This window comes from Nocardioides sp. HB32, from assembly GCF_054058995.1.
The window spans coordinates 4,257,858-4,274,591 of the sequence record NZ_JBSSBS010000001.1 but is presented as its reverse complement, the minus strand read 5'-3'; the positions used below and the strand labels follow the sequence as shown (position 1 = coordinate 4,274,591).

Genomic DNA, 16,734 nt, shown 5'->3' with positions numbered 1-16,734 from the left:
GGTGGGCGTATCGAGACCCGCCCGCCCGAGCGGGCGACGACACCCCGACGGTCCCCACGAGCGCCAGGGCAGTGACGAGGAGGGAGCGACGGGCAAGTGCTACGTGCTGGACCGCAGGTCCCGCACCGCGAGCGACGCGAAGACCATCGCGGAGCCGAGCGGCGCGCCGGGGCCGGGGTACACCGTGCCGAAGACCGACGCGGCGGAGTTCCCGGCGGCGTACAGGCTGGCGATGTGACTGCCGCCCTCTCGTAGCACGCGCCCGGCGGCGTCGGTGACGAGCCCGCCCTTGGTGCCGAGGTCGGAGAGCACGAAGCGGGCCGCGTAGTACGGCGCCTGTGTCACCGGGGTGAGGGCCTTGTTGGGGCCCTCGCCGCCGGCGAAGAAGGTGTCGTACTCGTCCTCGCCGCGGCCGAAGTCCTCGTCGACGCCCGACTCGCAGAAGCCGTTGAACCGCTCGGCGGTGGCCACCAGCTCCGCGGGCGGTACGCCGATCGCGGCGGCCAGCTCCGGCAGCGAGTCCGCTTGCACCCAGGTGCCGGCCGCGAGGTGGGCGGCCGGGTCGCCCTCGGGCATCGCGATGGCCGGCAGCCGGCCGCCCTCCCGGGAGTCGAAGACGTACCAGGAAGGGATCCGCTCCGGCGCCTCGGCCATCGCCCGGCCGAACCGGTCGTAGGGGAGGGACTCGTTGGCGTACCGGCGGCCGGCCTGGTCGACCATCAGCCCGGACCGGAAGCCGAGGGTGAACGAGCCGCCGCCGTCCGGCTGCTCGAGACCGGGGCAGAACCATCCGATGCCGCGGTAGTCGGTCGCGGCACCGATGGACGTGCCGGCGACGATCGGCTCGCCGGTGTTGGTGCCGGCCGGCGCCATCGTCCAGGCGACATCGCCCGGCACGCCGTGCTCCGCGCGCAGCCCGGCGTTGCCCTCGAAGCCACCCGCGGCGACCAGCACGCCGCGGCGTGCACGGATCTCCTTCGGACCCTCGGGGGTCATGCCAGCGACACCCACCACGCGGTCGCCGTCCAGCACCAGCCCGGTCACGGGCAGCTCGGTCAGGACGGTGCCGCCGTCGCGCAGGAATCCGTCCAGCAGTCGCGCGATCAGCGCCTGCCCGCCGCTCAGGGTGTTCCGGCCGCCCTCGCCCGCACGGTCGCGCTCGACCGGCGGCCGCACCAGCGCGCCGACCCGCTCCGGCAGGTCGCCGCGCTTGACGTTGGCCGGCTGGATCGACCTCCCGAACGGCACCCGGCCGGGCGCGGCGTAGTACTCGGGGAACGGCAGCCACTCGAAGTCGATCGCCTCGTCGGCCTCCAGCTCCGCGACGAGCTCGGGCGCGTGCGCGAGGAACGCCTCGACCTTCGCCTCGTCGGGGTCGACGAGGATCGCGCCGAGGTATTCCCGCGCGGACTCCGTCGAGTCCGCGATGCCCGCGCGCTGCTGCACGTCGCTGCCGGGCAGCCAGCACGCCCCACCGGAGTACGCCGAGGTCCCGCCGAGCAGGCCGGTCTTCTCGACCACCACGGTCGACAGCCCGGACTTCTGGGCGAGGAACGCGCCGGTCATCGCGCCCCCACCCGAGCCCACGACCACGACGTCGTACACATCGGTCATGCGGGCGATACTAGAACACGTTCCATTCCAGGCGCCGAATAGCGAGTGCAGGTCGGTGGCCGACGTCCGCCGCTCGTTCCTCGCGGCGGGCTACTCGACCAACGAAGCAGTAGTCGGTGGTCGAGTAGCGAGCGCCAGCGAGCGTATCGAGACCTGCGTGTGGCGGTGGGTCTCGATACGTCCGCCGCTCGTTCCTCACGGCGGCCTACTCGACCAACGAAGCAGTAGTCGGTGGCCGAGTAGCGAGCGCCAGCGACCGTATCGAGACCTGCGTGTGGCGGTGGGTCTCGATACGTCCGCCGCTCGTCCCTCGCGGTGGCCTACTCGACCAACGAAGCAGTAGTCGGTGGTCGAGTAGCGAGCGCCAGGGAGCGTATCGAGACCTGCGTGTGGCGGTGGGTCTCGATACGTCCGCCGCTCGTCCCTCGCGGTGGCCTACTCGACCAACGAAGCAGTAGTCGGTGGTCGAGTAGCGAGCGCCAGCGAGCGTATCGAGACCCGCTGTCCACAACTCCCGGAGACGCGGTGGCGCGGCCGCACTGCGATCGGCACCGTGGAGAGGTGACCGCCTACACCTACATGCTCCGATGCTCCGACGGCTCCCTCTATGTCGGCAGCACCTACAACCTGGGCCTCCGGCTGCACCAGCACCAAACAGGAGAGGGGTCGGTGTACACACGTCGCCGGTTACCGGTGGAGCTGGTCTGGCACGAGGAGCATGAACACATCGGTGACGCGTTCGCACGCGAGAAGCAGATCCAGAACTGGGGCCGCTCCAAGCGGCTGGCCCTGATCGACCAGGACTACGCCGCGTTGCCCGCTCTCTCGGAGAAGGACTTCGGAGGGTAGGTCTCGAGTAGCCCGCCGCTCGTTCCTCGCGGCGGGCTACTCGACCAACGACGTGTTCGGTGGTCGAGTAGCGAGCGCCAGCGAGCGTATCGAGACCTCCGTGAGGCGATGGGTCTCGATACGCCCGCCGCTCGTCCCTCGCGGCGGGCTACTCGACCAACGACGTGTTCGGTGGTCGAGTAGCGAGCGCCAGCGAGCGTATCGAGACCTGCGTGAGGCGGTGGGTCTCGATACGCCCGCCGCTCGTCCCTCGCGGCGGGCTACTCGACCAACGAAGCGAGCGCCAGCGAGCGTATCGAGACCCGCGTGTAGTGGTGGGTCTCGATACGTCCGCCGCTCGTTCCTCGCGGCGGGCTACTCGACCAACGAAGCAGTAGTCGGTGGTCGAGTAGCGAGCGCCAGCGAGCGTATCGAGACCTCCGTGAGGCGGTGGGTCTCGATACGCCCGCCGCTCGTCCCTCGCGGCGGGCTACTCGACCAACGAAGTGTGCAGTGGCCCGGCACAATGGACCGGTCATGACCGAGCTCCAGATCGCCTACCCTCCGGAGCTGCCGGTCACCCAGCGCCGCGAGGACATCGCCGCCGCCATCCGCGACCACCAGGTCGTGATCGTGGCGGGGGAGACCGGCTCGGGCAAGACGACCCAGCTGCCGAAGATCTGCCTCGAGCTCGGCCGCGGCACGAAGGGCCTGATCGGGCACACCCAGCCGCGCCGGATCGCGGCGCGCTCGGTCGCGGAGCGGATCGCCAGCGAGCTGAGGACCGACCTCGGCGACCTGGTCGGCTACCAGGTCCGCTTCACCGACCGGACGTCGAAGCAGAGCCGGGTGAAGCTGATGACCGACGGCATCCTGCTCGCCGAGCTCCAGCGGGACCGGCAGCTGCGGAAGTACGACACGATCATCATCGACGAGGCGCACGAGCGGAGCCTCAACATCGACTTCCTGCTCGGCTACCTCAAGCGGCTGCTGCCGAAGCGCCCCGACCTGAAGCTGGTCATCACCTCCGCCACCATCGACGTCGACCGGTTCGCGCAGCACTTCGACGCGCCCGTCGTCGAGGTGTCCGGCCGCACCTACCCGGTCGAGATCCGCTACCGGCCGCTGATGGCGCTGTCCGAGGAGGACGACGAGGGAGAGGTCGTCGTGCGTGACCAGACCGAGGCGATCGTCGACGCGGTCAAGGAGCTGTCGGCGGAGGGACCGGGCGACGTGCTCGTCTTCCTGCCGGGCGAGCGCGAGATCCGCGACACCGCCGACGCGATGAAGGACCTGCCGCGCACCGAGATCGTGCCGCTGTACTCGCGGCTGTCCGCCGCCGAGCAGCACAAGGTGTTCTCCTCCCACACCGGACGCCGGGTCGTGCTGGCCACCAACGTCGCGGAGACGTCCTTGACCGTCCCGGGGATCCGGTACGTCGTCGACACCGGTGTCGCGCGCGTCAGCCGCTACTCGGTGCGGACCAAGGTGCAGCGGCTGCCCATCGAGCCGATCAGCCAGGCGTCGGCCAACCAGCGGTCCGGACGTTGCGGCCGGGTCGAGGCCGGTATCGCGATCCGGCTCTACTCCGAGGAGGACTTCGAGGGCCGGTCCGAGTTCACGGACCCGGAGATCCTGCGCACCAACCTGGCCAGCGTCATCCTCCAGATGGCCTCGCTGGGGCTGGGTGACATCGCCCGGTTCCCGTTCCTCGAGCCTCCGGACCGCCGCAACGTCACCGCGGGGGTCCAGCTGCTGGAGGAGCTCGGCGCCCTCCGGGACGGGAAGCTCTCGCGGATCGGCCGCCGGCTGGCGCGGCTGCCGATCGACCCGCGGCTGGCCCGGATGATCCTCGAGGCCGAGCGGCTCGGCTGCGTGCGCGAGGTGATCGTGATCGCCGCGGCGCTGTCGCTCCAGGACCCGCGCGAGCGGCCGGCCGAGATGCAGGCGCAGGCCGACCAGCAGCACGCCCGGTTCAAGGCCGACGGCAGCGACTTCCTCAGCTGGCTCAACCTGTGGCGGTACGTCAAGGACCAGCAGCGCGAGCTGTCCTCGTCGGCGTTCCGCCGGATGTGCAAGCGCGAGTTCCTCAACTACCTGCGGGTGCGCGAGTGGCAGGACTTCGAGTCCCAGCTGCGCCAGGTCTGCAAGGAGATGGGTCTCGATACGAGCCGCTCGTCCCTCGCGGCTCACTCGACCACCGACCACGGGGCGGTCGACAGCGACGGCATCCACCAGGCGCTGCTGTCCGGGCTCCTCTCCCACATCGGCCTGCTCGAGGTGCGGGAGAAGGGCGAGCGAGGCATGCGTGAGTACCTCGGCGCTCGCGGCGCGAAGTTCGCGATCTTCCCGGGCAGCGGGCTGCACCGGAAGAACCCGCAGTTCCTCATGGCCGGCGAGCTCGTCGAGACGAGCCGGCTCTGGGCGCGGCAGAATGCCGCCATCAAGCCCGAGTGGGCCGAGCGGCTCGCCGGCGAGCTGGCGAAGCGGACCTACTCCGAGCCGCACTGGAGCAAGAAGCGGGCGGCCGTGATGGCCCACGAGCGCGTCACGCTGTACGGCGTGCCGCTGGTCGCGGACCGCCTGATCTCCTACGGCAAGGTCGACCCGCCGCTGGCGCGGGAGCTCTTCATCCGGCATGCGCTCGTGTACGGCGAGTGGAACAGCCGGCACCGCTTCCTGGAGACGAACCGCCGGCTGCTGGAGGAGGCCGAGGAGCTCGAGCACCGCGCCCGGCGGCGCGACATCGTGGTCGACGAGCACACGCTCTTCGAGTTCTACGACCAGCGGATCCCGGCGGACGTCGTGAGCGGCGCGCACTTCGACAGCTGGTGGAAGCAGGAGCGGCAGCGCCACGGCGGACTGCTCACGTTCGACCCGTCGATGCTCACCCACGACACGGCCGGGGAGATCAGCGAGGGCGACTACCCGGAGCTCTGGGAGGCCGAGGGCCTGACGTTCCCGATCAGCTACCACTTCGAGCCCGGCGCCGCCGACGACGGCCTGACCATCGACGTGCCCGTCGCGACGCTGAACAGGGTCGAGGCCGACGACTTCTCGTGGAACGTCCCCGGGCTGCGGGAGGAGCTGGTCACCAGCCTGATCCGCAGCCTGCCCAAGAACCTGCGCGTGAACTTCGTGCCCGCGCCCAACAAGGCGCGCGATTTCCTGGCCGCCGTGCCTCCGGGGGAGGAGGGGCTGCTCGACGCCCTGGAGCGGTGGTGCCGCTCGACCACCGGCGTGGTCGTGCCCCGCGACGCCTGGGACTGGTCGAAGGTGCCCGAGCACCTGCGACCGACGTACCGCGTCGTCGACGACGCCGGCCGCGAGCAGGCCCGCGGCAAGGACCTGGAGGCGCTCAAGGAGCCGCTGCGGCCGAAGTTCGCCGAGGCGATCCGCGAGGTCGCCAGCGAGAGCGGGCTGGCGCGCACCGGGGAGACCACGTGGGCGTTCGGCACCGTCGACGCCTCGTTCACCCAGCACCGCGCGGGCCACGAGGTGCAGGTCTTCCCGGCACTGGTCGACGAGGGCGAGACGGTCGGGCTGCAGGTGTTCGGCTCGGCCGACGAGCAGGAGGCCCGGCACCGTCTCGGCGTCCGGCGGCTGCTGCTGATCGAGCTACCCTCGCCGGTCAAGCGGGTGCTGGACGGACTCACCAACACCGAGAAGCTCGGTCTCGCCGGCTCGCCGTACCCGACCGTCGCGGAGCTGCTCGAGGACTGCCGTGCGGCCGTCGTCGGGGCCGCGGTCGACGCCCGGCCGCCGGTGCGGGACGAGGAGGCGTACGCCGCGCTGAGAGCCGAGGCGTCCCGCGACCTCGAGGCGCACCTGCGCGCGGTGATGGCCGACGTGATGCGCGTCCTCGACGCGTGGCGAGGAGTCGAGAAGAGCCTCAGCGGGCGGGCGGACCTGGCCCTGCTGCCCGCCCTGACCGACCTGCGCGCACAGCTGGCGCGGCTGGTGCACCGCGGGTTCGTGGGCGAGGCGGGGACGACCCAGCTGCGCCGCTATCCGACCTACCTCGCCGCGGTGGAGCACCGCCGGGAGCGGCTCGGGGCGCAGGTCAGCCGGGACCGGCAGCTGATGGACCAGGTCGCCGACCTCCAGGACGCCTACCTGCACCAGGTGGACGCGCTGCCGGAGGGCCGGCCGCTCGGCGAGCGGCTGCGCCAGGTGCGGTGGATGCTGGAGGAGTACCGCGTCTCGCTGTGGGCCCAGCAGCTCGGCACGCCAGCCCCGGTCAGCGACCAGCGCATCCGACGCAGCCTCGCCCCGGAGCGCGCCCCGTAGTGTGCAGGGCGTGAGTGATCGTCAGCACCACCGGCCGATGACGCCCGGCGGACCGTTCTTCGAGTCGCTCGTCGGCGGCACCGACCCGGCGCTCGTGAGCGAGGCGGCGGACCGGGCCGCGACCCTGCTGGTGCGCGGCGCCAGGGACTCCGACGACTCGGAGGTCGCGGACCGGCTGCTGCACCTGGCCGACACCGAGGGCATCGAGACGATCGCCGAGGTGTGGTCGGGGTCGCCCGCCGACTCGCTGGCCGGCTGCCTGTGGCGGCTCTACCTGCTGCGCTCGTGGGTGTACGCCGACCCGGTCGGCGTCGCGCGCGAGTTCGAGGCCGGCCGGCGCCCGGCCCAGGTGGCGCGCGTGGTCGCGGGCGTCGCCGACCCGCCGGGGCCGGACCAGCTCAGGGCGATGGTCGACGAGGTGCTCCGCGGGATCGCGGGCAGCGACTTCGCCGACGTCCTGCTGCGCGCGGCGGCGTTCGCCCGGGTGGTGGCGACCGGTCGCGCGGCGCTCGGCTCGAGCTCCACGGCCGAGGTGCAGCGGGTGCTGGTGCTCTCCGAGCAGCTCGAGTCCGCCGGACATGTGGAGATGGAACAAGGCCTGGCCTGATCCCGTTACACTCATCGCGAGTACGTCGGGCTGTGGCAGCCCCGGGTCCCACAATAAGCCGCTACGAGCGGCCACGCGCCGTGAGGCGCTCCCGGTCCGGCGTACTCCCTCATCTGCGGGCCTCCTCCGCAACCGTGCGAGTCTGGGCCCATGCGAGCCCTCCGCCGGCTGTTCCGCCGCAAGCCCGTCCAGGCCGTCTACGCGCCCAAAGCCGACGGGCGCCCCGACCCGGGCGAGGTCGTCTGGGGCTGGGTGCCCTACGAGGACGACCCGGCGGAGGGCAAGGACCGGCCGGTGCTGCTGCTGGCCCGGGACGGCAAGCGGCTGCTCGGCCTGATGCTGACCAGCAAGGACCACGACCGCGACGCCGCCCAGGAGGACCGTTGGGGCCGGCACTGGATGGACGTCGGCACCGGCGGCTGGGACCGTGAGCGGCGACCGAGCGAGGTCCGGCTGGACCGGCTGATCGTGCTGACCGCGTCCGGCGTACGCCGGGAGGGTGCCGCGCTCGACCGCTCGGTGTTCGACCGGGTCGTCACCGAGGCCCGGAAGTTCCACACGATCTAGGCCGCACTACCTAGAAGGTGCGCGCGATCCGGCGTACGGCTACCCGGGCCGGGTCCCAGTCGCGCGGGTAGCGGTCACCGTTAGCGGCGACCTCGACCATCGTCAGGTAGCTGCCGGTGCGGAGGATGCCGAGGCCGGCGGACCGGGCGCGGAAGGAGCCGCGATAGCTGTCGCCGGTGCCGGTCCGCACGGTCACGGGCTGGAGGGGGCCGACCGTCGAGCGCTGCACCCGGGACTCGCAGTCGTCGCGCCAGGCGACCAGGACCTGGTGGGCGCGCCAGGCCGACCTCGCGTCCGGGAACCGCGCGACCAGCTGGGTCGCGGTGAGCCCGTCGTCCGCGGTGAACGACCGGCGGGCGGTCGACATCGCGCCGATCGTCTCGAGCGCGGTCTTCTGGCAGGCGCCGACGGGGCCGACGGGCTGGTCGGTACCGATGGTCCAGGCGCGGCCGCCGATCGTCGGCAGCCGGTCGGCGGCGAGGAGGTGCACGTCCCCGGCCGTGCTCGTGCGAGTGCGTGGAGCGAGCGTGCCGACCTTGTGCCCGGGACGGCGGGTCGGGCCGGGTGCCGCGGTCGTCGAGGGGGTGGGCTCGGGTGTCGCGGTCGCGGTGTGGGTGGGGAGCTGCCTCGGCTCCGGCGCGGACGCGCGCTCCGGCGCACCACCGTCGCCGCAGCCGGCGAGGGCGAGGGCCGTGAGCATGGTCACGGCGGCGAGGGGAACCCGAGACACAGCGCTCATCGTACGGAGGAACGAGGTCGGAGCCGGGTTCCGACACTCGGTAGGGTGGCTCCGGCCGACGGAACGAGGAGGACGCAGTGCGGGGGACCCGGGTACGCCGCACGCTGGCGGGAGCACTCGCTGCCGGCGTCGTGCTGGCGGCCGTCGGTTGCACCGACGAGTCCGACCCGCCGGCATCGCGCCTCCCGACGTCCACGTCGCCGGCACCGGTCACGCACCTGACGTTCGGCGTCTACGGGCCGAGCACGCAGATCGCGGCGTACCGCTCCACGGTGGACCAGTGGAACGGCCTCACCGACGGCCCGGACGTGCGGCTCCGGGTGTGGAAGACCCGCGAGGCGTTCCGCGAAGCCGTCGAGTCCGGCGCCGACCTGCCCGACGTGTTCCTGACCTCGCGCACCGACCTGCGCTGGCTGCTCGACGACAAGCTGACCCAGCCGGTCGACGAGCTGCTCGACGAGCGCGGGGTGGACTTCGGCGACGGCTACTCCCGCGACGCCCTGCAGGCGTTCAGCGTCGACGACCGCCTGCAGTGCATGCCGTACGGCGTCTCGCCGATGGTCATCTACTACAACAAGCGCCTCGTGGACTTCGCCCGGATGACCAGGCGCGGCCTGGACGCACCGGACCCGGACTCGACCAGCTGGTCGTTCGACCAGTTCAGCGCCGCGGCGTCCTTCGCGAGCCGTCCCGGCCGCGGCACCAAGGGTGTGCACATCAGCGCCACGCTGCCCGGCCTCTCGCCGTTCATCGTGTCCGGCGGCGGCTCGGTCTTCGACGACGGCTCCGACCCGAAGTCGCTGACGCTGTCCAGCAGCGACTCCAGGGTCGCCCTGGACACCACGCTGCAGCTCCTGCGCAACCCGCAGGTCACGCTCGACGAGCAGCAGCTCGACCGGGCGACGGCGCTGAAGTGGTTCGAGCGCGGCAAGCTCGGGATGATCGCGGGGTACCGCTCCCTGGTGCCCGAGCTGCGCCTGGTCCCGGACCTCGACTTCGACGTGATGGCGATGCCGTCCCTCGGCAGCGCGGCCACGGTCGGCGACGTCAGCGGCCTCTGCCTCTCCCGGAAGGCGGCCAGCCCGCCGGACGCCGCGGACTTCATGGTCCACGAGCTGTCCGTCGACTCGGTGACCCGGGTGACCCGCACCGGCTACCTCGCGCCGGCCAACCTCCAGGTCGCGCTCTCCGACACGTTCCTCCAGCCGGCCCGCGAGCCGCAGCACAGCACGGTCTTCAACACCGCCGTGCGGAGCATGGTCCAGGCCCCGCTCGTCGACACGCTCCCAGCCCTCCAGGAAGCCGTCGAGCCGGACCTCGAGCAGCTCGTCTTCGGCGTGGGCGTGCTCGACCTCGACGGCATCACGCAGCGGATCGACGACACCTCCAAGCCGATCCTCGACCCGGAGTACTCGTCCTCGCCGGGGCCGTCGGAGTCGCCCTCCGACTGACGTCGGCGACCCGTAGCGGCGCGGTGCCTGTGGCTTGCGGGGTGGTGGTGGTTGCGACCGACGTGGCAGCGACGGGGACGGTGGGCGGGTGGTTGCGGTCGGCTCCCGGCTTCGGGTTCCGCGACGCGGATGCAGCCAAGATCGTGACCTGTTCGTGACCAAACCCCTGTGGAACAAGGGGTTCTGGGCCCGTCGAGTGTCGGTGGCCAGTGCTTGAGTAGGTGCCATGGTGGCCACCACGATCTCCCGCGAAGCGCAGGTGATCGACGCTGCCCGCGAGCAGCACCGGATCGAGAACGCCGCCGCGCTCCGCAAGCTCCAGCTCGCCATCGAGTGGGTGCTGCTGCATCCCGGGGACGAGGTCGGGGACGGGGTCGACGAGACCGTGGACTGGTCGATGCGAGACCTGCAGATCGCCGGCGAGGGCGCCCCCACGATCGATGAGGGCGCGGTGGCGGAGTTCGCGCTCGCGGTCGGGCTGTCCACCGACGCGGGCCGCAGCTACCTCGGGGACGCGGTCGAGCTGGCCTACCGGCTGCCGCGCACCTGGCGACGCGTCCTGGACGGCCGGCTGCCGGTCTGGAAGGCCCGGAAGATCGCCCAGGCCACCCAGTCCCTCCCGGTCGGCGGGGCCGGGTTCGTGGACCGGGCGTTATACTTCGTGGCCCACAGGTGCACGTTCGCCGAGATCGAGCGGCAGGTCGAGAAGGCCCGCGCCGAGTTCGACCCCGCCGAGACCGAACGCCGCCGCCGCGCCGCGGCCGAGCAGCGGCACGTGAAGACCTACCTGGGGTTCATGACCCACGACGGGCTGGTCCCGATCTCGGGGATGCTCGACGTCGCCGACGCGGTCTGCTTCGAGGACTACGTGGCCACCGAGGCCGAGAAGCTCGACCACGCCATCCCGCTCCAGGTCCGCCGCTCCCTGGTCCTGGGCATGCTCGGCAACCGGCCCGAGAGCACCGACACCCCGGTGGCCCAGCGGGAGGTGGTGATCTACGCCCACACCCGCCCCGGGCAGGCCATGGTCGACCTCGACAACACCCGCTCCACGATCACCCCCGAGCACCTCCGGGACTGGTGCCGGGCCGCCGGCACCCAGGTCACGATCCGGCCGGTGATCGACCTCAGCGAGGAGCTCTCCACCGATTCCTACCGGCCCACCCCGGTGATGCGGGAGCAGGTCCGGCTCCGGCACCCCCAGTGCCCGTTCCCGCTCTGCCACCGGCCCTCCTGGCGGCAGGGCCAGCACGCCGACACCGACCACATCACCGAATGGCCCGAAGGCGCGACGACCACCTCGAACCTCGCGCCCCCGTGCCGCCAGCACCACCGGCTCAAGACCTTCACCGACTGGACCTACCAGCACGTCCCCGGCACCGGGTTCGTCTGGACCAGCCCGCTGGGACACCGACATATCGGCTGACCCCACCCCGCCGACCACGGCCGGCGGGGCCATACTCGCGCCGTCGTGCCGCGTGGCGTCCGGCGGGTGCGAGCTCGTCACGCTCCAGGTAGCGGACACAGCCCGGTCCGCCGAGAGCACGGCCACGTCGGGACCGGCGCCCGCGACCCCGACGGCAGGTGGGCACCGTCGACGGCGGTGACCACGACCGAGTCCACGCTCAGTCCTCCGCCGGGCTCTCCTCGACCGGAGCGTCGTCCGCCACAGCGTCCTCGACCACGGTCTCCTCGGCGGGCGCTTCCTCCACCGGCTCCTCGGCCTTCAGGATCGCCTCGACCAGGATCGGTCCGGCGATCTCGACCTGCCACGGACGGGCGCCGTAGCCGGCGAGCTGGTCGGCGACGGCCGCGCCCAGGCGCTCGGCGTCGCGGGTGGACGGGGGAGTCCAGAGGGTGCGGCGCAGGTAGTCCGGGGTGAGCACGTTCTCGACGGGGAGGTTGAGCTCCTCGGCGCGGGCGGTCATCGCGTCACGGGCGAGGGCCAGGCGGCGGGCCGCGACCGGGTCCTTCTCGGCCCAGGCACGGGGCAGCGGCGGGCCGTCGCCCCGCGGCGAGCGCGTGGGCAGCTCGGACTCGGGCATCTCCGCTACCTCGCGGAGGGCGGCGACCCAGCGGCTGGCGTAGCGCTCGGCGCCGCGGCCGTGGAATCCCTTGGTGGACAGCAGCGTGTCGCGGTCGGTCGGCAGCGCCTGCGCGGCCGCGACGATGGCGGCGTCGGGGATGATCCGGCCCGGCGTCACGTCGCGCTGCTCGGCGAGGCTGTCCCGCACCTCCCACAGGGCGCGGACGGCGCCGAGGCCGCGGCGACCGCGCACCCGGTGCACCCCGGAGGTACGCCGCCACGCCTCGAAGCGCGGCGTCGGCTCGAAGCCGCGGAGGTACTCGAACTCCTGCCGCGCCCACTCGTCCTTGCCCGCAGCGATGAGCTCGGCCTCGAGGAGCGTGCGGAGCTCGACGAGCACCTCGACGTCGAGGGCGGCGTACTCCAGCCACGGCTGGGGCAGCGGGCGCGTCGACCAGTCGACCGCCGAGTGCTCCTTGGCGAGGCGCGCACCGAGCAGGCTCTCGACGAGGGTGGCGAGCCCGACCCGGGGGTAGCCGAGCAGCCGCCCGGCGAGCTCGGTGTCGAACAACGCCGACGGGCGGAGCCCGACCTCGGCGAGGCAGGGGAGGTCCTGGGTCGCCGCGTGCAGGATCCACTCGGCGCCGTCGAGCACCTCCTGCAGGGTCGGCAGCGAGCCGAACGGGATCGGGTCGAGCAGGAAGGTGCCGGAGCCCTCGCGGCGCAGCTGGATCAGGTAGGCGCGCGAGGAGTACCGGTAGCCGGACGCCCGCTCGGCGTCGATCGCGACGGGGCCGCTGCCGGCGCCGAGCTTCTCGACCAGGTCGGCGAGGCCGGCCTCGGTGTCGACGACGGCCGTCAGGCCGTCGCGCAGGGTGAGGAGGGGCGGTTCCGGGGCTTCCTCAGAGGTCATGTCAGCGCCCCGGGCCTCGCTGCCCGCGACGGCTCGGCATCACGGCGACGCCTTCCGGCACGGGCGGCAGCCCGACGGCGGTGCACAGCAGCTCGCCCCACGCCTCGACGTGCGGGGCCAGGTCGAGCGGCGCCAGCGCGGGCGCCTCGTCGGGGATCATCGGCGTCCACGAGGCGCGGATCTCGATCTGGGCGGTGCCGCCCTCGTCGGACATCCCGCCGAAGCTCTCGGTCGAGACCCGGGTGACGGTGCCGGAGATCGCGCCGTACGACGCGCCGTGCGCGTCGAGCGCCTCGGTCAGCCAGGACCACCCGACGGCGCCGAGCATCGGGTCGACCGCCAGCTCGAGGTCCACCTCGGCGCGGGCGTACGCGACGCAGCGGAAGGTGCCGTCCCAGGCGTCGTTGCCCGCGGGGTCGTGCAGCAGGATGATCCGGCCGGTGCCGAGATCGGTGTCGTCGACCGTCACGTCCGCGGACAGGGCCGAGGCGTACGGCGCGATCCGCTGGGGCGCGGGCATCTCCTCGCAGAGGATCTCGGGGCGCAGCCGCGCCGCGCGCATGGTCGACACCGCGTCCCGGAACTCCGGGGGCACGGCGCCCGCACCCGTTCCCGGGTGCGTCTCCTGACCGACGACCATGAAGTCACAGTAGGTCGATCCGGCCGGTCCCGATGTGCGAACACGCCGGGTGACCTGCGAGGCTTCACCCGTGACGAGCGCCTTCCTCCTCGCCGCACGGGGCGAGCCGGTGCCGCACACGCCCGTGTGGTTCATGCGCCAGGCGGGGCGCTCGCTGCCCGAGTACCTCGAGGTCCGCAAGGGCGTCGGCATGCTCGAGTCCTGCATGGACCCCGACCTCGTGACCGAGATCACGCTCCAGCCGGTCCGCCGCTACGGCGTCGACGCGGCCATCTTCTTCTCCGACATCGTGCTGCCGCTCAAGGCGGTCGGTGTCGACCTCGACATCAAGCCCGGCATCGGCCCGGTCGTCGCGAAGCCGGTCGAGACGCTCGCCGACGTCGAGGCGATCCCGGACCTCACCGCCGAGCACGTGCCCTACATCGACCGGGCCGTCCGCAACCTGGTCTCCGAGCTGGGCGAGACGCCGCTCATCGGGTTCGCGGGCGCGCCGTTCACGGTCGCGTCGTACCTCGTCGAGGGCGGGCCGTCCAAGGAGCACGCCCGCACCAAGGCGATGATGTTCGGCGCCCCCGACGTCTGGGACGCGCTGATGCGCAAGATCGCCGGCATCGCCGCGACGTACCTCGAGGTCCAGGTCGGCGCGGGCGCCTCCGCGGTGCAGCTGTTCGACTCCTGGGCCGGCGCCCTGACCCCGGCGGACTACGAGGCCTTCGTGATGCCGCACTCCGCGCGGGTGCTGGAGCGGGCGGGCGCGCTGGGCGTGCCGCGCATCCACTTCGGTGTCGGTACGTCGAACCTGCTCGGCCTGATGGGTGCGGCCGGCGCGGACGTGGTCGGTGTCGACTGGCGGACGCCGCTCGGCGACGCGATCGACCGGGTCGGCGACCGGTGCGTCCAGGGCAACCTGGATCCCACGCTGGTGTTCGCGCCGACCGAGGTGATGACCGCCCGCGCAGCGGAGATCGTCGAGGCCGGCCGGAGGGCGAAGGGCCACATCTTCAACCTCGGCCACGGCGTGATTCCGTCGACCGACCCGGACCAGCTCAAGCGGCTGACGGAGTTCGTGCAGACCTACCCGCGCTGATCCGGCGCCGGATCGCCCGGACCAGCAGGTACGCAGGCGGCCCGAGGATCCCGAGCACCACCAGCCACGGCAGCAGCGCGCCCAGCAGGGTCGCCAGCCCGATGGCGAACGCCGCCAGCGCGTCCCAGCCGGCCGACAGCCCGGCGAAGAACCCGGACCTGTCCTCCTCGGCCTTCGGGACCACCTTGGCGGGGGTCTCGTCGATGCTCACGGTGATCGTCGACATCGAGGTCTGGCCGCGCAGGTACGCCGCCTGCCGCTCCAGCGAGTCGAGGTCGGCCTGCCGCTGCGAGAGCTCCGACTCGATCGCCATGATGTCCCGGATGCTCTGCGCCCGGTCGAACAGCACGGTGATCCGGGCGATGCTGCGCTTCTGGGCCGCGAGCCGGCTCTGGGTGTCGATCAGCTTGGTCGTGACGTCGTCCTCGCTGGAGTTCGCCGACACCAGCTCGGTGCCCTCGGTGCCCTGGAGGTCGGCCATCGCGTCGCCGAAGCTCTCGGTCGGGATCCGCAGCACCATGTTCGTGTACGCCGGCTTGCCGTCGTCGTCGGTGGTGGTCTTCTCCTCGGTGACCTCGCCGGCGTAGCGGCCGACGACGCGGCGTACGTCGAACTGCGCCTTGCCGACGTCGTCGGCGCGCAGCTCCACGTTGCCCTTGCGGATCACTGCCCGCGACATCACCTCGGGACCGGGCTCGACCCTGTTCCTGGCGCCCGCGCCGTACGACTGCGCCAGGTCGGCGTTCGCGCGCACGCCGTCGGCGGGGGCCGGTGCCTCGGCGGCCACCGGGGCCGAGCCCGCGGCGCCCGAGTCGCCGCCACCGCCGGCACCGTCGCTGCCGCTGCACCCGGCCAGGGCGCCCGCCAGCAGCACGGAGAGCAGGGCGAGGCCGGGGAGGAGGGTGCGCTTCGGCGCACGGGACGGGGTCATGCGCTCTGGGACGTGACCTCCGCGAGATCGGTTCCCGCCCGGTGCGCACGGGCCCGGGCGACCAGGGCGGCCTCGAGGTCCCGGACCGGCCGCGGCACGTGCTGCAGGCGGCGCTGCTGCAGCACCAGGCTGACCGAGGTGCTGTCGTTCGCGAGCCGACGGGCGGTGATCAGCCCGGCCCGCTCCAGCGGGTCGCCCGCCACGCTGTAGTCGGGGAGCACGGCGAGACCGAGGCCCTCGGCGACCATCACCTTGCCCAGCTCCGCGCCGTGGGTCGTGTACGACGTCGAGGGCATGTCCGGGCCGAAGAGCCGGTTCGCGAACCGGTGCATCAGGTAGCCCTCGCGCATCGCCACGAACGGCTCGGCGCGCAGCTGGTCGGTCGTCACCTCGGCGTACGCCGTGAGCGGGTGGTGCGCCGGCAGCACGGCGACCGGTCGCCCGTGCACCAGGCTGGTGCCGACCACGTCGGTCGGCGGGTCGTCGCCCTCGAGCACGTTGACGAGGCCCAGGTCCAGGGCGCCGTCCAGCAGGCCCTGGTGGATGTCGGCGGGCTGGTTGCTGACCACCTCGACGGTGCAGCCGGGATCGGTGCCGCGGAGGTCGCGGACGGCCGGGACCAGCAGGGTGGCCGTCGCCGCGCTCACCGTGCCCACCCGCACGACGTGGTGCGCGGCCGCCTGGTCCCCGGCCGCGGTCCGGAGGCGGTCCACGGCCTCGAGCACCTCGGCCATGTTCTGCAGCAGCTCGCGACCGCGGCGGCTGATCCGCGCCCCGGAGCGGCGCCGGTCGAGCAGCGTCACGCCGAGCTCGCGCTCGAGCTTGGTGACCGCCTCGCTGAGTGCGGGCTGGGAGATGTGCAGCCGCTGGCTGGCCCGGCGCAGCGACCCGTGCTGGGTCACCGCGGTGACGTACTCGAGCTGTTCGATGCGCACCTGGTGGTCTCCTCTCGCGGTGGGTGAGAGGCGGTCCCTGTCACCCGATCACCGACTCCGCCCGCCGTGAGGGGCCGATCGGCTTGAACCGCCACCAAAAGTACAG

At 72.6% G+C, this 16,734-nt stretch carries 13 protein-coding genes; 7 read left to right on the top strand and 6 right to left on the bottom strand.

Annotated elements, in window-relative coordinates:
• Nucleotides 1-99: 99 nt before the first annotated feature.
• Nucleotides 100-1,614 carry an FAD-dependent oxidoreductase gene (locus ACVW2K_RS21400; RefSeq protein WP_457203895.1) on the bottom strand — a complete coding sequence of 505 codons (1,515 nt, stop codon included), beginning with the start codon at nt 1,612-1,614 and terminating at the stop codon, nt 100-102.
• A 561-nt stretch (nt 1,615-2,175) separates the two neighbouring features.
• On the opposite strand from ACVW2K_RS21400, the gene ACVW2K_RS21395 reads away from it, so the two are divergent.
• From ACVW2K_RS21395 to ACVW2K_RS21380, 4 genes are all read left to right on the top strand, one after another.
• Nucleotides 2,176-2,463, top strand: a complete 288-nt coding sequence (locus ACVW2K_RS21395; protein ID WP_457203894.1) for a GIY-YIG nuclease family protein — start codon at nt 2,176-2,178, stop codon at nt 2,461-2,463.
• A 516-nt stretch (nt 2,464-2,979) separates the two neighbouring features.
• Nucleotides 2,980-6,732 (top strand): ATP-dependent RNA helicase HrpA, encoded by a 3,753-nt coding sequence (hrpA, locus tag ACVW2K_RS21390; protein ID WP_457203893.1) that lies wholly within the window; start codon nt 2,980-2,982, stop codon nt 6,730-6,732.
• Between the two features lie 10 nt (nt 6,733-6,742).
• The gene (locus ACVW2K_RS21385) at nt 6,743-7,339 is read left to right on the top strand and encodes a hypothetical protein (protein WP_231496092.1); all 597 of its coding nucleotides are present in this window, start codon (nt 6,743-6,745) and stop codon (nt 7,337-7,339) included.
• 150 nt (nt 7,340-7,489) lie between these two features.
• Entirely contained in the window at nt 7,490-7,906 is a 417-nt protein-coding gene (locus tag ACVW2K_RS21380) for a type II toxin-antitoxin system PemK/MazF family toxin (protein WP_457203892.1), read from the top strand.
• A gap of 10 nt (nt 7,907-7,916) precedes the next feature.
• Here ACVW2K_RS21380 and ACVW2K_RS21375 read toward each other — a convergent pair whose 3' ends face one another.
• Nucleotides 7,917-8,636, bottom strand: a complete 720-nt coding sequence (locus tag ACVW2K_RS21375; RefSeq protein WP_457203891.1) for a hypothetical protein — start codon at nt 8,634-8,636, stop codon at nt 7,917-7,919.
• A gap of 86 nt (nt 8,637-8,722) precedes the next feature.
• On the opposite strand from ACVW2K_RS21375, the gene ACVW2K_RS21370 reads away from it, so the two are divergent.
• Nucleotides 8,723-10,096, top strand: a complete 1,374-nt coding sequence (locus ACVW2K_RS21370; protein ID WP_457203890.1) for an ABC transporter substrate-binding protein — start codon at nt 8,723-8,725, stop codon at nt 10,094-10,096.
• A gap of 226 nt (nt 10,097-10,322) precedes the next feature.
• The gene (locus ACVW2K_RS21365; protein ID WP_457203889.1) at nt 10,323-11,522 is read left to right on the top strand and encodes an HNH endonuclease signature motif containing protein; all 1,200 of its coding nucleotides are present in this window, start codon (nt 10,323-10,325) and stop codon (nt 11,520-11,522) included.
• A 199-nt stretch (nt 11,523-11,721) separates the two neighbouring features.
• On the opposite strand, the gene ACVW2K_RS21360 is transcribed toward ACVW2K_RS21365, so the two are convergent.
• A complete protein-coding gene (locus ACVW2K_RS21360) occupies nt 11,722-13,035 on the bottom strand; it encodes an HRDC domain-containing protein (protein WP_457203888.1) in 1,314 nt (437 codons plus the stop codon).
• A 1-nt stretch (nt 13,036) separates the two neighbouring features.
• Nucleotides 13,037-13,675: a DUF3000 domain-containing protein gene (locus ACVW2K_RS21355; RefSeq protein ID WP_457203887.1), complete on the bottom strand. Its 639-nt coding sequence runs from the start codon at nt 13,673-13,675 to the stop codon at nt 13,037-13,039.
• 70 nt (nt 13,676-13,745) lie between these two features.
• On the opposite strand from ACVW2K_RS21355, the gene hemE reads away from it, so the two are divergent.
• Complete coding sequence (hemE, locus tag ACVW2K_RS21350; RefSeq protein WP_231496093.1) at nt 13,746-14,762, top strand: uroporphyrinogen decarboxylase; 1,017 nt, start codon at nt 13,746-13,748, stop codon at nt 14,760-14,762.
• Here the strand turns inward: hemE and ACVW2K_RS21345 are convergent.
• Together ACVW2K_RS21345 and ACVW2K_RS21340 are read right to left on the bottom strand one after the other, a co-directional pair.
• Nucleotides 14,722-15,693, bottom strand: a complete 972-nt coding sequence (locus ACVW2K_RS21345; RefSeq protein WP_457203886.1) for a DUF4349 domain-containing protein — start codon at nt 15,691-15,693, stop codon at nt 14,722-14,724. The two genes, hemE and ACVW2K_RS21345, sit on opposite strands and share 41 nt — an antisense overlap.
• Nucleotides 15,690-16,628: a LysR family transcriptional regulator gene (locus ACVW2K_RS21340; RefSeq protein ID WP_457203885.1), complete on the bottom strand. Its 939-nt coding sequence runs from the start codon at nt 16,626-16,628 to the stop codon at nt 15,690-15,692. The genes ACVW2K_RS21345 and ACVW2K_RS21340 overlap by 4 nt, the downstream gene beginning before the upstream one ends.
• Nucleotides 16,629-16,734: the final 106 nt, after the last annotated feature.

Coding starts and splice junctions, on each gene's coding strand:
- ACVW2K_RS21400 (WP_457203895.1), bottom strand. CDS start 1,614: ATGACCGATGTGTACGACGTCGTGGTCGTGGGCTCGGGTGGGGGCGCG.
- hrpA (WP_457203893.1), top strand. CDS start 2,980: ATGACCGAGCTCCAGATCGCCTACCCTCCGGAGCTGCCGGTCACCCAG.
- ACVW2K_RS21380 (WP_457203892.1), top strand. CDS start 7,490: ATGCGAGCCCTCCGCCGGCTGTTCCGCCGCAAGCCCGTCCAGGCCGTC.
- ACVW2K_RS21365 (WP_457203889.1), top strand. CDS start 10,323: ATGGTGGCCACCACGATCTCCCGCGAAGCGCAGGTGATCGACGCTGCC.
- ACVW2K_RS21360 (WP_457203888.1), bottom strand. CDS start 13,035: ATGACCTCTGAGGAAGCCCCGGAACCGCCCCTCCTCACCCTGCGCGAC.
- ACVW2K_RS21355 (WP_457203887.1), bottom strand. CDS start 13,675: ATGGTCGTCGGTCAGGAGACGCACCCGGGAACGGGTGCGGGCGCCGTG.
- ACVW2K_RS21345 (WP_457203886.1), bottom strand. CDS start 15,693: ATGACCCCGTCCCGTGCGCCGAAGCGCACCCTCCTCCCCGGCCTCGCC.